The organism is Streptomyces sp. CLV115 (genome assembly GCF_038448545.1).
Classification (GTDB): Bacteria; Actinomycetota; Actinomycetes; order Streptomycetales; family Streptomycetaceae; genus Streptomyces; species Streptomyces sanglieri.
Window position 1 is genome coordinate 1 of record NZ_JBCEWQ010000174.1, and the last position, 16,919, is coordinate 16,919.

Below are 16,919 nucleotides of genomic sequence, written 5' to 3' on the forward strand. Positions count from 1 at the left end.
CCCCTGGGGCCCCGACCCCCTCCCGCTCTTCCCGCTCCAGCCGCCCCGTACGGGCACGGAGCTGCTCGCCGACCATGTCGCGGCGATGGTCTGCTGTGCGGCGGTGGACACGGCGGGCGCGGCGCCCGGCCTCGACTGGCTGGACGGTCCCGCGCTGCTGATCGACGGCGAGCGCCGGGCCGACCTCGGCAGTCCGGTCCTGAGCCTGGTCGAGGACGGGGACGCGGAACCGCTGCGGTCCTGGCTGGCTTCCATCGGCGTACGTACCGACAAGCCCGTCCGCCTCGTCTGAAACAGCAGCCCCGGCAGTCACACCACAAAGACCCCAACACCCGGAATGGAACGTTCCGTTCACATCAATTCGCAACGAACGGTGACGGATCACATGCGTTATGTGATGTGCTGGGGATCGACGCTGACAGTCGGCGCAGTGCTGTTGGCGCACCGATGACGCATGACCAGCGGCGATCGACGATCCGCGATTGACGATCAGCGATCGATGATCCGGGATCGACGATCGGCCATCCACCATCGACTGCTGTCTCGGGGGACCTGAGGGAGGGAAACGCCATGGGGACGGAGCAGATTCGGCGATGGGAGTCGGGTGCCCTCGCGCATGCCGTCTCCGACCCCTTCGGCCAGGGCCCGCTGCCCTGGCTGCGCGGCAGCGAGAACTACTTCGACGACACCGGCCATGTCGTCCCCTGGTACGCCGACCCCGCCCTGACCCGCGGTTCCACCGACGGCGGCATGCGCACGGCCGACGATGTGCACCGCCAGATCAAGGGCTTCATCTCCACGGGCGCCGCGGCCCCCGGCGAGGCGATCGACTTCCACGTCACGGTGGACCCGCCCCAGCAGTTCTCCGTCGACATCTACCGCATCGGTCACTACGGCGGCGACGGCGCCGCCCAGATCACCACGAGCCCCCGGCTCGCCGGCATCGTCCAGCCCGCGCCGCTCACCGCCGACCGCACGGTCTCCTGCCACCACTGGTGGCAGTCCTGGCGGCTCCAGATCCCCACCTACTGGTCGATCGGCGCGTACGTCGCCGTGCTCACCACGATGAACGGATACCGCTCCCACATCCCGTTCACGGTCCGCGACGACCAGCCGGCCGATCTGCTGCTGGTCCTGCCGGACATCACCTGGCAGGCGTACAACCTCTACCCGGAGGACGGCCGTACCGGCGCCAGCCTCTACCACGCCTGGGACGAGCAGGGCTGCCTCCTGGGCGAGGAGGACGCCGCGGTCACCGTCTCCTTCGACCGCCCCTACGCGGGCGCCGGTCTGCCGCTCCACGTCGGCCACGCCTACGACTTCATCCGCTGGGCGGAGCGGTACGGCTACGACCTCGCGTACGCCGACACCCGCGATCTGCACGCCGGCCGCGTCGATCCGGCCCGCTACCGGGGCCTGGTCTTCCCCGGCCACGACGAGTACTGGTCGGTGCCGATGCGCCGCACCGTCGAAAGCGCCCGCGACGGCGGCACCTCACTGGTCTTCCTCTCCGCCAACACCATGTACTGGCAGGTCAGCCTCTCCCCGTCGCCGTCCGGCGTCCCGGACCGCCTGCTCACCTGCCGCAAGCGGCGCGGCCCCGGCAAGCCCGCCCTCTGGCGCGAGATCGACCGCCCCGAGCAGCAACTCCTCGGCATCCAGTACGCGGGCCGGGTCCCCGATCCGCACCCTCTGGTCGTACGGAACGCCGAGCACTGGCTCTGGGAGGCGACGGGCGCGGGCGAGGGCGACGAGCTCGACGGCCTGGTCGCGGGCGAGGCCGACCGCTACTTCCCGCGCACCGCACTGCCCGAGCACGAGAGTCGCATCCTGCTCGCCCACTCCCCGTACCTGGACAGCGAGGGCGTCAAGCGGCACCAGGAGACATCCGTGTACCGGGCCCCGTCCGGGGCGATCGTCTTCGCCTCGGGCACCTTCGCCTGGTCCCCGGCGCTGGACCGCCCCGGCCATGTGGACCCGCGCATCCAGCGGGCCACCGCCAACCTCCTCGACCGCATCTGCAAGCGCGACTGAACCGCAGCGCCAAATGCGGATCTGCACCGCATCTGCAAGCGCAACTGTCCGCAGCGGCAAACGCGCGGCTGCACCGTGGCTGCAAGCCGAGCGTCGCTGAACCCCAGTGGCAAGCCGAGCGCCGCTGAACCGCCCACGGGGCCAAGGAAGTCGGCGCCACGGACGCCCCGCCCCACTCCGCCGCGCTCCGATACGGGAGAATCGGAACGACTCCTGGATCAACCTACGCGGAGGCAGCGTGTCCGGATTTGTAGAAAAGCCCGAGCCAGTGCAGGTCCCGGGGCTCACCCACCTGCACACGGGCAAGGTGCGCGACCTGTACCGGAACGAGGCGGGCGACCTCGTCATGGTCGCCAGCGACCGCATGTCCGCGTACGACTGGGTCCTGCCGACCGAGATCCCGGACAAGGGCCGGGTGCTCACCCGGCTCTCGCTGTGGTGGTTCGACCAGCTCGCCGATCTCGTACCGAACCACGTCCTGTCCACGGAGCTCCCCGCCGGAGCCCCCGCCGACTGGGCCGGCCGCACCCTGATCTGCAAGTCGCTGCGGATGGTCCCGGTCGAGTGCGTCGCCCGGGGCTACCTCACCGGCTCCGGCCTCGTCGAGTACAAGCAGTCCCGCACGGTCTGCGGTCTCCCGCTGCCCGAGGGGCTCGTCGACGGCTCCGAGCTCCCGGAGCCGATCTTCACCCCCGCCACCAAGGCGGCCGTCGGCGACCACGACGAGAACGTGAGCTTCGAGGAGGTGGCCCGCCAGGTCGGAACGGAGACCGCCGAGCTGCTGCGCCGCACCACGCTGGACGTCTACGGCCGGGCACGTGACATCGCGCGCGAGCGTGGCATCATCCTCGCCGACACCAAGTTCGAGTTCGGTTTCACGCCCACCGCCGACGGCGGCGAGGAGCTGATCATCGCGGACGAGGTGCTGACCCCGGACTCCTCGCGCTTCTGGCCCGCGGCCGGCTGGGAGCCGGGCCGGGCCCAGCCCAGCTACGACAAGCAGTTCGTCCGCGACTGGCTGACCTCACCGGCCTCCGGCTGGGACCGCGGGAGCGAGCAGCCGCCGCCGGCGCTGCCCCCGGAGATCGTGGACGCGACCCGGGCGAAGTACCTGGAGGCGTACGAACTCCTCACCGGCACGCCCTGGCAGTAGGACCGTCCAGGACTGCCGACGGAACACGAAGAAGCCCCCGGCCGGAAGGCCGGGGGCTTCTTGCTTTACCGAGCGGACGACCAGGTTCGAACTGGCGACCTCAACCTTGGCAAGGTTGCGCTCTACCAACTGAGCTACGTCCGCAAGCGCCGAAGCGCGAGACCCACTATACCCATCCGCGCTGCCGTGCGAGACGCACCGCGGCATGCCGATTCTCCGCGCCGAGCTTCGAGGTGGCCGCGGAGAGGTAATTCCGTACCGTTCCCGGCGACAGCGACGCCCGCTCCGCGATCTCCGCGACGGGTGCCCCGTCCGCCGCCAGCTCCAGTACCTCGGTCTCCCGCGCGGTCAGCGGAGAGTCCCCGGCGGAGATCGCGTCGGCCGCCAACTCCGGTTCCACGTAACGGTTTCCGGCGTGCACGGTGCGGATGATCCCGGCCAGTTGCCGGGCGCTGACGGTCTTCGGAACGAAGGCCCGCACACCCGCCTCCAGCGCCCGCTTGAGGTGTCCGGGCAGCCCGTGACTGGTCACGATCATCGTCCGGCAGCCGGGCAGTTCGGCCCGCAGGGATGTGGCGACACTCACACCGTCGGCGCCCGGCATCTCCAGATCGAGGACCGCCACATCGGGCCGGTGGGCCCGGGCCATGGCCAGTGCCTCGGGGCCGGTCGCGGCCTCCGCGACCACCGCGAGGTCCTCCTCCAGGGCCAGCAGCGCGGCCAGCGCGCCCCGGATCAGATGCTCGTCGTCGGCGAGCAGCACCCGTACGGTCGTCATCGTCGTTCCTCCTGAAGTACGGGTGCCTCCCGGGCGGCAGGCGGCTTGCCGAGGCCGGCCGGGGGCGCCGTCGGCCCGAGCGGGATCGTGGCGGTGAGCCGGAACAGGCCGTTTCCCGCCGGGCCCGCGTCCAGCGAACCGTCGACCACCCGCAACCGCTCCCGCAGCCCCGCGAGCCCGGAGCCGCCCGGTCCGGAGCCGTCGCCCGCCCCGGAGCTGCCGTCCCGCCCCGCGTCGGCCGCCGCCCCGTCGTTCTCCACCAGCAGCACGGCCTCGTCCGCCGAGGCGCCGAGCCGGATCGTGCAGTGGCGTGGATCGCCGTGCCGCAGCACATTGGTCGCCGCCTCCCGCACGACCCAGCCGAGCGCCGACTGCACGGGCGCGGGCAGCCGGTCGCCGGCGTCGCCCGTCACCTCGCACCTGATCCCGGCCGCGCTCAACACCCCCCGGGCGCCCGCCAGTTCCGTATTCAGATCGGCCTCCCGGTAGCCCCGTACGACATCGCGCACCTCCTGCTGCGAGGTGCGGGCTATCCGCTGCACCTCGACCATCTGGTCCACCGCCTCCGGCCGGCCGCGCTGGGCCAGTTCCACGGCCAGCTCGCTCTTCAGCGCGATCACGGCGAGATTGCGGCCCAGTACGTCGTGCAGGTCCCGTCCGAACCGCAGCCGCTCCTCGGCGACCGCGAGCCGGGCCTGAAGATCCCGGGCCTCCTCGGCCTGCCACATCACAGCCAGGCTCCAGGCGCCGGGCCGTACGGCGATCAGTGTGAGCACACAGCCGAAGAGCATCGTCGGCACCACCCCGGCCAGTGCCCCGCCCCGTACCCCGACCGCGGCGAGGACACCGACGCCCAGCGCGGCGACGGCGAGCGAGTGGACCAGGAAGGTGCGGACCGGGGTCACCAGGACCTGCGTTATCGCGGGCGCCACCGGAGCGTTCATGGTCATGACGAGCAGCCCGCTGTCGGTGACCCCGTCCACCCCGGCCATCGTCGCCAGCAGCCCCAGGTTGACCAGCAGCAGCACCAGGGGCGGCAGTTGCCGCCGCCGGGGGAGGACGGCGGTGCCGAGGTAGTGCGCGTACGACAGCCGGACGTTGCGGTTGCTCAGCAGACACTGCACCAGGCTCACGAGCAGCAGTGCCACGCCCAGGGCGATCGGCAGCGGCGCATGGCGGATGTCCGAATCGAAGGGGGCCAGCTGCCACGACAGGGTGAAGAGCCAGGGCACCAACGAGAGGGTCACCCGCGAGTAGAGATCGATCCGCTCCAGCTTGGTGCGCTGCTGCCAGTTGCGGCGCCAGCCCCGTACGAGCACCACGGTGTCCCTCCTCAGCGTCGCGGATCCCAGCGGAACCGCCGTTGCACAGCAAACACGGCGAACCCGGTCCAGGCCAGCCCGGTCATGGCGGCCACGAGCAGGTCGGAGCCGCCGGCCCCGCCCAGCCAGCCCGTCCGTACGAGCGTCATGACCCCGGTCACCGGCAGCAGCTCGCACACGGACGCCATCGGGTCGGGCATGACCTCCAGCGGCACGAAGAGCCCCGAGCCCATCATCGAGAGGAAGAACAGCGGGAGAGTGGTGAGCTGCGACGTCTGCACGGTGCGGGTCACCGCGGAGGTGGCCGCGGCCAGTGCCGCCAGCAGCACCACGCCCAGCAGCAGGCCCGCCAGCAGCAGTTCGGGCCGCTGCGGCGCGGCGAGGCCGAAGAAGGCCGTCCCCGCGACCACGATCACCACGGTCTGGGCCAGCGCCAGCGCGACCGACGGCAGGGCGGTCCCGACGAGGATCTCCGGGTCGGTGACCTCGCCGGTGCGCAGCCGTTTCAGAACGAGATCCTCGCGCCGTGCCACGTAGGACGAGACCAGGTTCATGTAGACGGCCTGGATCAGCACGATGCCGATGCCACCGGTGAGCGCCGCCCCGGCGACGGACAGGCCGGTCCCGTCGAGAACGGACTGCTTCAGCGCCGACTTCATCGCCAGGACCATGGCGGCGGGCATCAGCAGCGAGACGAACACCGCCGTCCGGTTGCGGGCGAGCAGGGAGACCTCGGCGCGCCCGAGGGCGGTCAGCCGGCCCCGGAGCGTCGTGCCGGCGCCGGTCGCACCGGTCGTGCTCGTCGTCGTGGTCGTCATCACGCAGCCACCTTCTCGTCGTACGTTTCGCCGTTCGCCTCGTTGTCCGACGCGCTCTGGGCGATGTCGAGGAACGCCTCTTCGAGCGAGGCCGAACGGGCATCGAGACCCAGCAGCCGGACGTCCGACTCACGGGCCCAGGTCAGCAGTTCGTCCAGGGACTCCTGCAGACGGTGGGTACGGATCTCGATCCGGCGGCCGTCGGCGGCGGCCCGCAGCCCGAGCGGAAGCCGGGCCGCCGGAACCTCCTCCGGCAGCTCGAACCGGATCCGGGAGGGACGGGCGGCGGTCACCTCGGCGGTGGTGCCCGCCGTCACGATCCGCCCCCGGTGCATGATCGCCAGCCGGTCGGCGAGCGTCTCGGCCTCCTCCAGGTAGTGCGTGGTGAGCAGCACGGTGGTGCCGCCGTCCCGCAGCTCGCGCACCAACTCCCAGGTGTCGCGCCGCCCTTCGGCGTCGAGCCCGGTGGTCGGCTCGTCCAGGAACAGCACCTCGGGCCGGCCGAGCAGGGCCATCGCCAGATCGAGCCGGCGCCGCTCACCGCCGGAGAGCTGCTTGACCCGTACCCGCCCCCGGTGGGAGAGCCCGACCAGCTCCAGCGCCTCGCCGGTCGGGCGCGCGCCGCTGGTGCAGCCCGCCCACATCCGTACCGTCTCGGTGACCGTCAGCTCGGACGGGAAGCCGCCCTCCTGGAGCATCACCCCGATCCGCGGCCGCACGGCGGCACGCTCCCGGTACGGGTCGTGGCCGAGCACCCGGACCGTGCCGCCGTCGGGTACGGCCAGGCCCTCCAGCAGCTCGACGGTGGAGGTCTTGCCCGCGCCGTTCGTACCGAGCAGTGCGAAGAGCTCGCCGCGCGCCACCGAGAAGGAGACGCCGGCCACGGCCTCGAATCCGCCCGCATAGCGCCGTCGCACTCCGGCCGCCTCGATCACCGCATCGGAACGGGACACGGACACGGAGGCGGCCGGGACGGGTGCCGCGGTCCGGTCCGCGCGGTTGCCTGGGATGTCGTCGCTGGTCATGCCCACAGATTCCCGCGGGATCGGCGACGGGATCAGTGCGAGTTGTCATTACTGCTCATGACAAACGTCATGTGTGGCCGGGCACGACGAAGGCCCTGGTCGATATCGACCAGGGCCTTCGTTTCGATCAAGAGCGGACGACGAGATTCGAACTCGCGACCCTCACCTTGGCAAGGTGATGCTCTACCAACTGAGCCACGTCCGCATTGCTGCCGCTCATTGTACTCCTCGGAAGGAGTTTCATCGGGCGGTGCGAGCATCACTCTACCCGATCCACCGGAGTGGTCGATATGAGCGATGCAGAGCGGGTGACAGGAATTGCACACTGCGCCTTCCCCCTGGAAGGGGGATGTTCTACTACTGAACTACACCCGCACGCTGCGTGGGGTTCGGCTTTTTGGCCTTGCCCCTCGGCGTGCTCCAGACTTTAGCCGACCTGCGGGGGTGTAGCGCAAGTCGGTGTCCGCAGGGTGTCGCCCAAGGGGGTGTCGGGGGCCCTGCCGGAGGGTCAACTCGCTTCCCGGAAGGCCTCGTAGACCTTCTTGGGGATCCGGCCGCGGGCCGGCACCTCCATCCGGTGCGAGCGGGCCCAGGCGCGTACGGCCGCCGGGTCGGGGGCGAGCGAAGTGTGCCGGTACGACACGGGAGTCTTGCCGTGCTTGCCGGCGTTTGTCTGCTTTCGTCCCGCCGCCATGTACGGCGCGAGGGCCTTGCGAAGTTTCTTTGCATTGGACGTATTGAGGTCGATCTCGTACGACTTCCCGTCCAGGGCGAAGGTGACCGTTTCCGCCGCTGCTCCCCCGTCGATGTCGTCGGAGAGCGTGACCACTACGCGCTGCGCCACGGATATCGGTCCTTTCCTACGGGATCGGCGCGTCTGGCGTGCGCTGATGCCGGCCTTCCGGCTGCTAGGCGGATGCGGTGTCGACGGTTGCCGACTGTTTAGGGCAATGCTGCATTCCCCGGTAATCATTTGTACAGCGGTTGGTGCCGCATTGTGAAGCCCACCCAATTAACTCCGCGTGTCAGCCTTCTATGTGTGCTGCCGGTGAGGATTATTTTTGCAGGACTTTCCCTGTGTGTTGTCGCGTCCGATATCTGGGCGTGATCAAGGTTCTTGATATCTACCCGCGTAGAATTTCTGGCCAGGTACGCTGAGGGGACCTGCGGGGGTCTGGGGAGCCCCCCGGAGAAACAGCCGCACCACACCACCACCGGGAGTGCCAGTGGCACGCGTCGTAGTCGACGTCATGCTCAAGCCCGAGATCCTCGACCCGCAGGGACAGGCGGTGCAGCGCGCACTGCCCCGTCTCGGCTTCGAGGGAATCGCGGACGTACGTCAGGGAAAGCGTTTCGAGCTGGAGGTAGAGGGGCCGGTCGACGATGCCGCCCTCGGCCGCATTCACGAGATGGCCGAGACTTTCCTCGCCAACACCGTCATCGAGGACTTCACCGTGAAGGTGGAGAAGGCCGAGGAGCCGAAGTGACCGCTCGCATCGGAGTCGTCACCTTTCCCGGCACGCTCGACGACAAGGACAGCCTGAGGGCCGTACGGCTCGCGGGCGCCGAGCCCGTGTCGCTGTGGCACCGCGACAAGGACCTGCACCAGGTCGACGCGGTCATCCTGGCGGGCGGCTTCTCCTACGGCGACTATCTGCGGGCCGGAGCCATCTCCCGCTTCTCGCCGGTCATGGAGACCGTCATCGAGCAGGCGAAGGCGGGGATGCCGGTCCTCGGCATCTGCAACGGCTTCCAGATCCTGACCGAGGCGCATCTGCTGCCCGGCGCGATGCTGCGGAACAACCACCTGCACTTCATCTGCCGCGATCAGAAGCTGCGCGTCGAGAACGCGGAGACCGCCTGGACCTCGGACTACTCCGCGGGCCAGGAGATCTCCGTACCGCTCAAGAACGTGGACGGGCGCTACGTCGCCGACGAGCGCGTGCTCGACGAGCTGGAGGCGGAGGGCCGGGTGGCCTTCCGCTACCTGGACATGAACCCCAACGGCTCGCTGCGGGACATCGCCGGCATCACCAACGCCGCGGGCAATGTCGTCGGCCTGATGCCGCACCCGGAGCACGCCGTCGAGCCGCTGATCGGAACCGGCCGCACCGACGGTCTCGGGTTCTTCACCTCGATCATCAAGAAGCTGGTCAACGCATGAGCCTGGATACGGTCAAGCACGCGGCCGAGACCCCGGACGTCGCGCAGCCCTGGAAGGAGCTCGGCCTCAAGGAGGACGAGTACGCCCGGATCCGCGAGATCCTGGGCCGCCGTCCCACCGGCGCCGAGCTCGCCATGTACTCCGTGATGTGGTCCGAGCACTGCTCGTACAAGAGCAGCAAGGTCCACCTCAAGCAGTTCGGCGAGAAGGTCCCCGCCAACGACGCGATGCTCGTCGGCATCGGCGAGAACGCCGGTGTGGTCGACGTCGGTCAGGGTTACGCGGTCACCTTCAAGGTCGAGTCGCACAACCACCCCTCGTACATCGAGCCCTACCAGGGCGCGGCCACCGGCGTCGGCGGCATCGTCCGCGACATCCTCGCCATGGGTGCCCGCCCGGTCGCGGTCGTCGACCCGCTGCGCTTCGGCGCGGCCGACCACCCCGACACCAAGCGCGTCCTGCCGGGCGTCGTCGCGGGCATCGGCGGCTACGGAAACTGCCTGGGCCTGCCGAACATCGGCGGCGAGGTCGTCTTCGACGCCTGCTACCAGGGCAACCCGCTGGTCAACGCCGGCTGCATCGGCGTGATGAAGCACGAGGACATCCACCTGGCCAAGGCCTCCGGCCCCGGCAACAAGGTGATCCTCTACGGTGCCCGCACCGGCGGCGACGGCATCGGCGGTGTCTCGGTGCTGGCCTCGGAGACCTTCGAGTCGACCGGCCCCGCGAAGCGCCCGGCCGTCCAGGTCGGCGACCCGTTCCAGGAGAAGCTCCTCATCGAGTGCACCCTGGAGATCTTCAAGGAGAAGCTCGTCGCGGGCATCCAGGACCTCGGCGGCGCCGGGCTCTCCTGCGCCACGTCCGAGCTGGCCTCCGCCGGCTCCGGCGGCATGCGGGTCGAACTGGACACCGTGCCGCTGCGCGACTCCTCCCTCTCGCCCGAGGAAATCCTCATGAGCGAGTCGCAGGAGCGCATGTGCGCGATCGTCGAGCCGCAGCACGTGGACCGATTCCTGGAGATCTGCGAGAAGTGGGACGTCATCGCCACCGTCATCGGTGAGGTGACCGAGGGTTCCCAGCTGGAGATCTTCTGGCACGGTGAGCAGATCGTGGACGTGCCGCCGCGGTCCGTCGCCCACGAGGGCCCGACGTACCACCGTCCGTTCGCCCGCCCGTCCTGGCAGGACGCGCTCCAGGCCGACGACGCCGGCAAGCTGGCCCGCCCGGCGAACGGCGCGGAGCTGCGCGAGCAGGTCCTCAAGCTGGTCGCCTCGCCGAACCAGGCGTCGAAGTCCTGGATCACGGACCAGTACGACCGGTTCGTGCAGGGCAACACCGTGCTCGCGATGCCCGAGGACGCCGGCATGGTCCGGATCGACGAGCAGTCGAACCTGGGCGTGGCCATGGCGACCGACGGCAACGGCCGGTACGCCAAGCTCGACCCGTACACCGGTGCGCAGCTCGCGCTGGCGGAGTCGTACCGCAACGTCGCCGCCTCCGGCGCCAAGCCGCTGGCCATCTCGGACTGCCTGAACTTCGGTTCGCCCGAGGACCCGGACGTCATGTGGCAGTTCGCCGAGGCCACCCGTGGTCTGGCGGACGGCTGCCTGGAGCTGGGCACCCCGGTCACCGGCGGCAATGTGTCGCTGTACAACCAGACCGGTGAGACGGCGATCCACCCGACGCCGGTCGTGGCCGTGCTCGGTGTGATCGACGATGTCACCCGGCGTACGCCGGTCGCCTTCGCGGAAGAGGGCCAGCTCCTCTACCTGCTGGGCGACACGCACGAGGAGTTCGGCGGCTCGGCCTGGTCCGAGGTCGTCCACAACCACCTCGGCGGCCTGCCGCCCAAGGTCGACCTGGGCCGCGAGAAACTGCTCGGCGAGATCCTGATCTCGGCCTCCCGCGACGGCATGATCGACGCGGCGCACGACCTCTCCGACGGCGGTCTGATCCAGGCGGTCACCGAGTCCTGCCTGCGCGGCGGGAAGGGTGCCCGGCTGGTCGTGCCGGACGGGCTGGACGCGTTCACCTTCCTCTTCTCCGAGTCGGCGGGGCGCGCGGTCGTCTCCGTGCCGCGGAGCGAGGAGCTTCGCTTCAACGACATGTGCGGTGCGCGGGGTCTGCCCGTCGCCCGGATCGGTGTCGTGGCCGGCGAGGAGATCGAGGTCCAGGGTGAGTTCGGCATTCCGCTGAACGAGCTGCGGACGGCGCACGAGGCGACCATTCCGGCGCTGCTCGCCTGACCCGCGGGTTCTGACGAGAACGGCCCCGCCCAGTTCATGGGCGGGGCCGTTCTCGCGGGCGGGGCCGGAAAAGGCCGACGGAATTGTGTATTCAGCGGGAGAGCGGCGGTGCCGTGGCGAATGCGGTGGCATTTACCTCCGGCTTCTCCGCCTCCGCCGCCTCCGCTGCCTCCGCTGCCTCCGCTGCCTCCGCTGCCTCCGCTGCCTCCGCTGCCTCCGCCGCCTCCGCTGCCTCCGCTGCCTCCGCTGCCTCCGCTGCCTCCGCTGCCTCCGCTGCCTCAGCCGCCTCAGCCGCCTTCTCCGTCTCCGCCGGCTTCGGCCGGCCACCGGCCGGCAGCCGGGTCGCCAGAACGGCCGCCAGGATCATCACCCCGGTCGCCGACCAGAAGACCACGCCCGTCGAGGAGACGAACGCGTCCAGCGCCTGCCGGCGGGCGTGGCCGGTCAGCTCGCCGATGGTGCTGGTCGTGCCGCCGGGGCCACGGGCCGCGTAGACCCTGCTGAGTACGGTGCCGAAGACCGCGGCGCCCAGCGCGCCGCCGAGGGTCTGGAAGAACCGGACGCCGGTGGTGGCCACGCCCAACTGCGCGGTCGGCGCGGTGTCCTGGACCAGTTGGATCAGCTGGCCGATGAGCTGGCCGAAGCCGACACCCATCAGCAGCAGCGCGGCGCGGACCGTCCAGAGGCCGGTGTCCGTGGAAAGCGTGGCGAGCAGTGCCAGGGCGGCGGACGCGCAGACCGTGCCGCTGACGACGAAGGTCTTCTGCGACCAGCCGGCCGAGGCGAGCCGGTCGGAGAGCAGTCCGACGGCGGTCATGCCGATCGCCATCGGGATCAGGTAGAGCCCGGCCGACGAGGCGGCGATCCCGCGTACGACCTGGAGATAGATCACCACGTAGACCATCGAGCCCATCATGGCCGCGCCGACCAGGCCCTGGATGGCGAAGCCGTACCGGATCTCCCGGATCCTGAACAGGCCGAGCGGCAGCACCGGTTCGGCCGCGGTGGCCTGGCGGCGTACGAAGAGGGCGAGCGCGGCGGCGGTCGCCACGAGGAGTCCGACGATCAGCGGGGACGACCAGGCGTGGTCCTTGCCGCCCCACTGGGTGACCAGCAGCAGCATGGTGGAGAAGGCGGCGGCGAGCCCGGCGCCGAGGAAGTCGATCGCGCGGCGGGTGCTGTGCGCGGGCAGTCTCAGCACCCGGACCGCCGCGGCCAGGACGGCGATGCCGACCGGCAGGTTCACGTAGAAGATCCACCGCCAGTCGGCGTGGTCGGCGAGTGCTCCGCCGAGCCACGGTCCGAGCGCCATCCCGGCCCCCGCGACGATCCCGCCGATGCTGCCGCCCTTGCCGCCCTTCTCCTCGGGGCCCTTGAGCTCGCGCAGCACGACCATGGTGACGCTCATCAGTCCACCGCCGCCGACGCCCTGGAGCGCGCGGGCGGCGATCAGCCAGCCCATGGAGTCCGCCATTCCGCACAGCGCCGAACCGGCGAGGAAGGTGGCGACGGCCCCGATGAAGACCTGCTTGGCGCCGATCACGTCGCAGAGCTTCCCGTAGAGCGGTAGCGCGGCGGTGGCGGCGAGCTGATAGGCGGCGATCAGCCAGGGGATCTTGTCGATGCCGTGCACCGGGTCGAGATCGCTGACGATCGGCACGGTCGCCGCCGAGACGATGTTCGTGTCGAGCACGGCCAGCAGGATCGTGGCGATGCAGAGCGCCAACCCGATGATGCGCTGACGTCTGGTCATGGCTGTGGGAGTGACTGCGGACATGGCTGGGCTCCCCTCCCGAGCGGCTCGGTGCCGCTGCGGCCGGGCACCACCATGGTCCATGAAAATATATTGAGTCAAGAATTAATCTTGGATCAACTTTCATCCTGGTACAGTGACGCCATGACCGAGGGGATGAGCCTGCGCGAGCGCAAGAAACTCCAGACGCGGCACCGCCTGCTGGCCGCCGCCACCGAACTCTTCGCCGAGCGCGGCTTCGACAAGGTCTCGGTCGCCGAGATCGCGGAGGCGGCCGAGGTATCGAAGATGACCGTCTTCAACTACTTCGCCGGCAAGGAGGACCTGGTCCTCGCTCCCATGGAGGAGCACGTGGGCGATGTCGCGCGCACGGTCCGGGACCGGGCCCCCGGCGAATCCGCCCTGGCCGCCGTGCGCGGACAGTTCCTGGCCGCCGTCGAGCAGCGCGATCCCGCGGTCGGAATGAGCGACCTGCCGGTGGTGCTCGGAGTTCGCCGGCTGATCCAGGAGACCCCGGCGCTGCTCACCCGGGCCCACGGGTTCTCCATGCGCTCCTTCGACCTGCTCGCCGAAGCGCTGGTCGAGGAGGGGGAGGAACCGGCCATCGCGCGGGTGGCGGGCGCCCAGCTGATCGGCACCCGCAACGCCCTCATCCACGCGAACCAGTTGCGGCTGCTGGCGGGGGAGTCGGCGGACGCGATCGCCGCGGACGCCGTCGCACTCGCCGAGCGCGGTTTCGCCCTGCTCGCCGGCGGCCTGGGCGACTTCGCGATCCGGCGCTGAGGCCGGGGGCGTCCGGCCCGTTCAGTGGTGTGGGGGCCGGCGGTACGGTCCGGGTCCGGTCCGGTGGTGCTGGGGTCGGAGGGTCGGTCCGTCCGGTCCGGTCCGGTTCGGCGGTGCTGGGGCCGGCGGGTCCGCCCGTCCGGTCCGGCAGCGCTTAGGCTCGCGGACATGCCGCCGTCCCAGAAACGCGCCCGTCGCTACGACCCGGTCAGGACCCGCACCGCCGTCCTGGCGCAGTTCGCCCATGTCCGGGAAGCCGTCCGTGCCCTGACGCCCGAACAGCTCGCGCTGCCGACCCGGCTCGGCGACTGGACCGTACGCGAACTGGCCGCACACCTGACCATGGCGCTCTCCGGCGTCACCCGGAGTCTGGAGCTGCCGGAACCCGCCGCTGCCAAGCCCGGCCTCACGCCCGTCCAGTGGCCGTTCGCGACCGCGGACCGGGCGGCCGGCATCGCCGACGACACCAGGAGGCTCGCCCTGGACCACCCCGACCTGGACGCGCTGTATGAGGAGGTCGCGGCGCGGTTCGAGGAGATGGTGCCCGGGGCCGGCGACGAGCGGCTGCTGACGATGCGGACCGGGGTGATGCGGCTGGCCGACTTCCTCGTCACCCGTACTGTCGAACTCGTCGTGCACACCGACGATCTGAACGAGGCGGCCGGCCTCGACGTCCCGTTCGACCGCCAGGCGCTCGCCGCCTGCACCCGGCTGCTCGCCGACGCCCTCGCGGAGAAGGCGCCGGGCGGCTCGGTCGAGGTACGGATCCCGCCGTTCGCCGTCGTCCAGTGCGTATCGGGCCCCAAGCACACCCGGGGGACGCCGCCCAACGTCGTGGAGACCGATCCGCTCACCTGGATCCGGCTCGCCACCGGGCGTACGGAGTGGGCGAGAGAGCTCGACGGGGCGAAGGTCGGCGCCAGCGGGGAGCGGGCCGATCTCGCCGCCCTGCTGCCACTGATGGCGTGAGCGGGAACCGGAAGCCCGGCCCGACCGCCCCCCGGCCGCTGCGGAATCGACGCCCGGCCGTGGGTGCTCCCGCCCCGAATCCCGGCCGCAGGGGCTCCCCGCCCTCCTCACCCTTGCCGCCTGCGGCAACGAGACGAGCGCCGGTGACGGCAGCGGTGCGGTACGGACCGCTCCGCGCCGCACCGGTGTCCACTTCAGGACCCCGTCAGAACCGCGACTCAGGCCCGTCGGATCCCTGACTCAGGCCTGTTGGAACCGCGACTCCGGCCCGTCGGAACCGTGACTCGGGCCCCGTCGGATCCCTGACTCAGGCCCCCGTCGGATACGGCAGCAGCCCGGCGTCCGTCCGCTCCCAGGACGCCCGCAGCTCGGCCAGCAGCTCCGGTTCGGCGGCCGCCCGGTCGGCCTGTTCGCGCTGGTCGTGGGCGAGCTGGAACAACTGGTCCTTCCCGCCCCTGCCCCGGTAGTACTTCCAGTCGCCCCGGCGCAGCGCCCGCTCCCCGCGCACCCGCCAGAACAGATCGCGCTCCCGGGGCTGCTCGTCCCGCAGCAGATATCCGGCGAGGCTGACACCGTCCAGCGGATACGCCGGGTCCGGGCGGGCGCCGCCGAGCTCCAGCAGGGTCGCCGTCCAGTCGGGCGAGAACACCGGCAGTCCGCTCACCTGGTGCGGATCGATCCTGGCCGGCCATCGCAGCACCGCCGGAACCCGGATGCCGCCCTCCTGGAGCGAGCTCTTGTTGCCGGAGAGCGGCCACTGGTACGAGAAGCGCTCGCCGCCGTTGTCGCTGGCGAAGAAGACGAGCGTGTCCTCCTCCTGCCCGGACCTCTTCAGCGCCTTCAGCACCTCACCGACCGAACGGTCCAGGTCCTCCACCATCTGCTTGTACTTCTCGATCGAGCCGCCGTCGGCATGGAAGAGCCCCCCGAGCCCGCCCTCCTTGATCCTGCGGACGATCTCCGCGCTCTCGGCCGTGTCACCCTCCGCGATCCAGGGCCAGTGCGGGGTGGTGAAGTTCAGGTTGAGCAGCCACGGTCCGTCGTGGTCGCGCTGTACGTACTCGCTCGCCCGCTCGGTCAGGATCCGGGTGTAGTAGCGCAGGTCCTTGTATTCGGCGTCGCCCTCGTACAGGTCGTACTCGCCGCCGAGCCCGAGCTTGGAGTAGTACTCCAGCGCCCCGCCGAAGTTCCCGAAGAACTCGTCCCAGCCGGACCTGGTGGGGCTGTAGTCGGGCAGATAACCGCAGTGCCACTTGCCGATCAGCGCGGTGGCGTACCCGGCGCCGCGCAGCAGCGAGGCGAGCGTGGGGTGGGTGGGTTCGAGACCCACCGAGCGGTCCGCGATGGGTTCGGCGAGCCCGCCCCTCGTACGGCCCGGGTAGCGCCCGGTGTAGAGGCTGAACCGGGTGGGGGAGCAGGTCGCGGACCCGGAGTAGGCGTCGGTGAACCGCACGCCCTGGCGTCCGAGCCGGTCCAGGTGGGGGGTGCGGATGTTCGGCGACCCGTAGGAGGAGAGGTCGGCCCAGCCGAGGTCGTCGCCGAGGACGAAGAGGATGTTGGGCCGCCGGGAGTGCTTGCCCCGGGCGGCCCTGAAGGGCCGCTCCGGTATGTGGCCGGCCAGGGGGGCGGCCGCTGCGGGGGAGGCCGCCGGAAGGCCGACGGCGGCGGTGGCGGCGGTCGCGCCGACAGCGGTCCCGAAGGCCCGCCTGGTCAGAGAGTTGTCAGAACTTTTGTTCGAATTATGGGCAGGCATGACTGCTCCAGGGCAGGGCTCGGCCGCGCGCGGCGGCGAAGGCGGGGCGGGCCCGTCAGGCGTCGGTCACGGCTGAGCGCGCGCCCTCGGTCGCTCCGAATCCCCCGTCCCCCCGCCACCC

General features: G+C 70.7%; 14 protein-coding genes, 3 tRNA genes and 1 pseudogene. 8 read left to right on the forward strand and 10 right to left on the reverse strand.

Annotated features, from left to right (window positions below):
• The 3 genes and pseudogenes from AADR41_RS35880 to AADR41_RS35890 all read left to right on the forward strand — a co-directional run.
• A pseudogene (locus AADR41_RS35880) lies at window positions 1-292 on the forward strand (hypothetical protein); the annotation flags it as partial.
• Window positions 293-570: 278 nt separating this feature from the next.
• Window positions 571-2,034, forward strand: a complete 1,464-nt coding sequence (locus AADR41_RS35885) for a N,N-dimethylformamidase beta subunit family domain-containing protein (RefSeq protein ID WP_342286159.1) — start codon at window positions 571-573, stop codon at window positions 2,032-2,034.
• A 238-nt stretch (window positions 2,035-2,272) separates the two neighbouring features.
• The gene (locus AADR41_RS35890) at window positions 2,273-3,187 is read left to right on the forward strand and encodes a phosphoribosylaminoimidazolesuccinocarboxamide synthase (RefSeq protein ID WP_342286160.1); all 915 of its coding nucleotides are present in this window, start codon (window positions 2,273-2,275) and stop codon (window positions 3,185-3,187) included.
• A gap of 71 nt (window positions 3,188-3,258) precedes the next feature.
• Here the strand turns inward: AADR41_RS35890 and AADR41_RS35895 are convergent.
• From AADR41_RS35895 to AADR41_RS35930, 8 genes are all read right to left on the reverse strand, one after another.
• Window positions 3,259-3,331 (reverse strand) — tRNA-Gly (locus AADR41_RS35895).
• Window positions 3,332-3,353: 22 nt separating this feature from the next.
• A complete protein-coding gene (locus AADR41_RS35900) occupies window positions 3,354-3,965 on the reverse strand; it encodes a response regulator transcription factor (protein ID WP_342286161.1) in 612 nt (203 codons plus the stop codon).
• Window positions 3,962-5,284: a sensor histidine kinase gene (locus AADR41_RS35905; protein WP_342286171.1), complete on the reverse strand. Its 1,323-nt coding sequence runs from the start codon at window positions 5,282-5,284 to the stop codon at window positions 3,962-3,964. Before AADR41_RS35905 ends, AADR41_RS35900 begins: the two co-directional genes overlap by 4 nt.
• A 14-nt stretch (window positions 5,285-5,298) precedes the next feature.
• Window positions 5,299-6,105 (reverse strand): ABC transporter permease, encoded by an 807-nt coding sequence (locus tag AADR41_RS35910; protein ID WP_342286162.1) that lies wholly within the window; start codon window positions 6,103-6,105, stop codon window positions 5,299-5,301.
• Window positions 6,105-7,130: an ABC transporter ATP-binding protein gene (locus tag AADR41_RS35915; protein WP_342286163.1), complete on the reverse strand. Its 1,026-nt coding sequence runs from the start codon at window positions 7,128-7,130 to the stop codon at window positions 6,105-6,107. The genes AADR41_RS35910 and AADR41_RS35915 overlap by 1 nt, the downstream gene beginning before the upstream one ends.
• Before the next feature lie 132 nt (window positions 7,131-7,262).
• Window positions 7,263-7,335, reverse strand: a tRNA-Gly gene (locus AADR41_RS35920).
• Between the two features lie 98 nt (window positions 7,336-7,433).
• Window positions 7,434-7,505: transfer RNA gene (locus AADR41_RS35925), tRNA-Gly, on the reverse strand.
• Between the two features lie 133 nt (window positions 7,506-7,638).
• Entirely contained in the window at window positions 7,639-7,974 is a 336-nt protein-coding gene (locus tag AADR41_RS35930; RefSeq protein WP_206433536.1) for a histone-like nucleoid-structuring protein Lsr2, read from the reverse strand.
• Between the two features lie 382 nt (window positions 7,975-8,356).
• Between AADR41_RS35930 and purS the strand changes: the two genes are divergently transcribed.
• The 3 genes from purS to purL are packed head-to-tail and all read left to right on the forward strand — an operon-like array spanning window position 8,357 to window position 11,540.
• A complete protein-coding gene (gene purS, locus AADR41_RS35935; protein WP_124720043.1) occupies window positions 8,357-8,617 on the forward strand; it encodes a phosphoribosylformylglycinamidine synthase subunit PurS in 261 nt (86 codons plus the stop codon).
• Window positions 8,614-9,294 carry a phosphoribosylformylglycinamidine synthase subunit PurQ gene (purQ, locus tag AADR41_RS35940; protein WP_342286164.1) on the forward strand — a complete coding sequence of 227 codons (681 nt, stop codon included), beginning with the start codon at window positions 8,614-8,616 and terminating at the stop codon, window positions 9,292-9,294. Before purS ends, purQ begins: the two co-directional genes overlap by 4 nt.
• Window positions 9,291-11,540: a phosphoribosylformylglycinamidine synthase subunit PurL gene (gene purL, locus AADR41_RS35945; protein ID WP_342286165.1), complete on the forward strand. Its 2,250-nt coding sequence runs from the start codon at window positions 9,291-9,293 to the stop codon at window positions 11,538-11,540. Before purQ ends, purL begins: the two co-directional genes overlap by 4 nt.
• 91 nt (window positions 11,541-11,631) lie before the next feature.
• On the opposite strand, the gene AADR41_RS35950 is transcribed toward purL, so the two are convergent.
• Window positions 11,632-13,317 (reverse strand): MFS transporter, encoded by a 1,686-nt coding sequence (locus tag AADR41_RS35950; RefSeq protein ID WP_342286166.1) that lies wholly within the window; start codon window positions 13,315-13,317, stop codon window positions 11,632-11,634.
• A 120-nt stretch (window positions 13,318-13,437) separates the two neighbouring features.
• Between AADR41_RS35950 and AADR41_RS35955 the strand changes: the two genes are divergently transcribed.
• The gene (locus tag AADR41_RS35955; RefSeq protein ID WP_342286167.1) at window positions 13,438-14,076 is read left to right on the forward strand and encodes a TetR/AcrR family transcriptional regulator; all 639 of its coding nucleotides are present in this window, start codon (window positions 13,438-13,440) and stop codon (window positions 14,074-14,076) included.
• Between the two features lie 168 nt (window positions 14,077-14,244).
• Window positions 14,245-15,045, forward strand: coding sequence for a maleylpyruvate isomerase family mycothiol-dependent enzyme (locus tag AADR41_RS35960; RefSeq protein ID WP_342286168.1), 801 nt, complete (start codon window positions 14,245-14,247; stop codon window positions 15,043-15,045).
• A gap of 307 nt (window positions 15,046-15,352) precedes the next feature.
• Here the strand turns inward: AADR41_RS35960 and AADR41_RS35965 are convergent, their stop codons facing one another.
• Window positions 15,353-16,798, reverse strand: a complete 1,446-nt coding sequence (locus tag AADR41_RS35965) for a sulfatase family protein (protein ID WP_342286169.1) — start codon at window positions 16,796-16,798, stop codon at window positions 15,353-15,355.
• Window positions 16,799-16,919 lie beyond the last annotated feature (121 nt).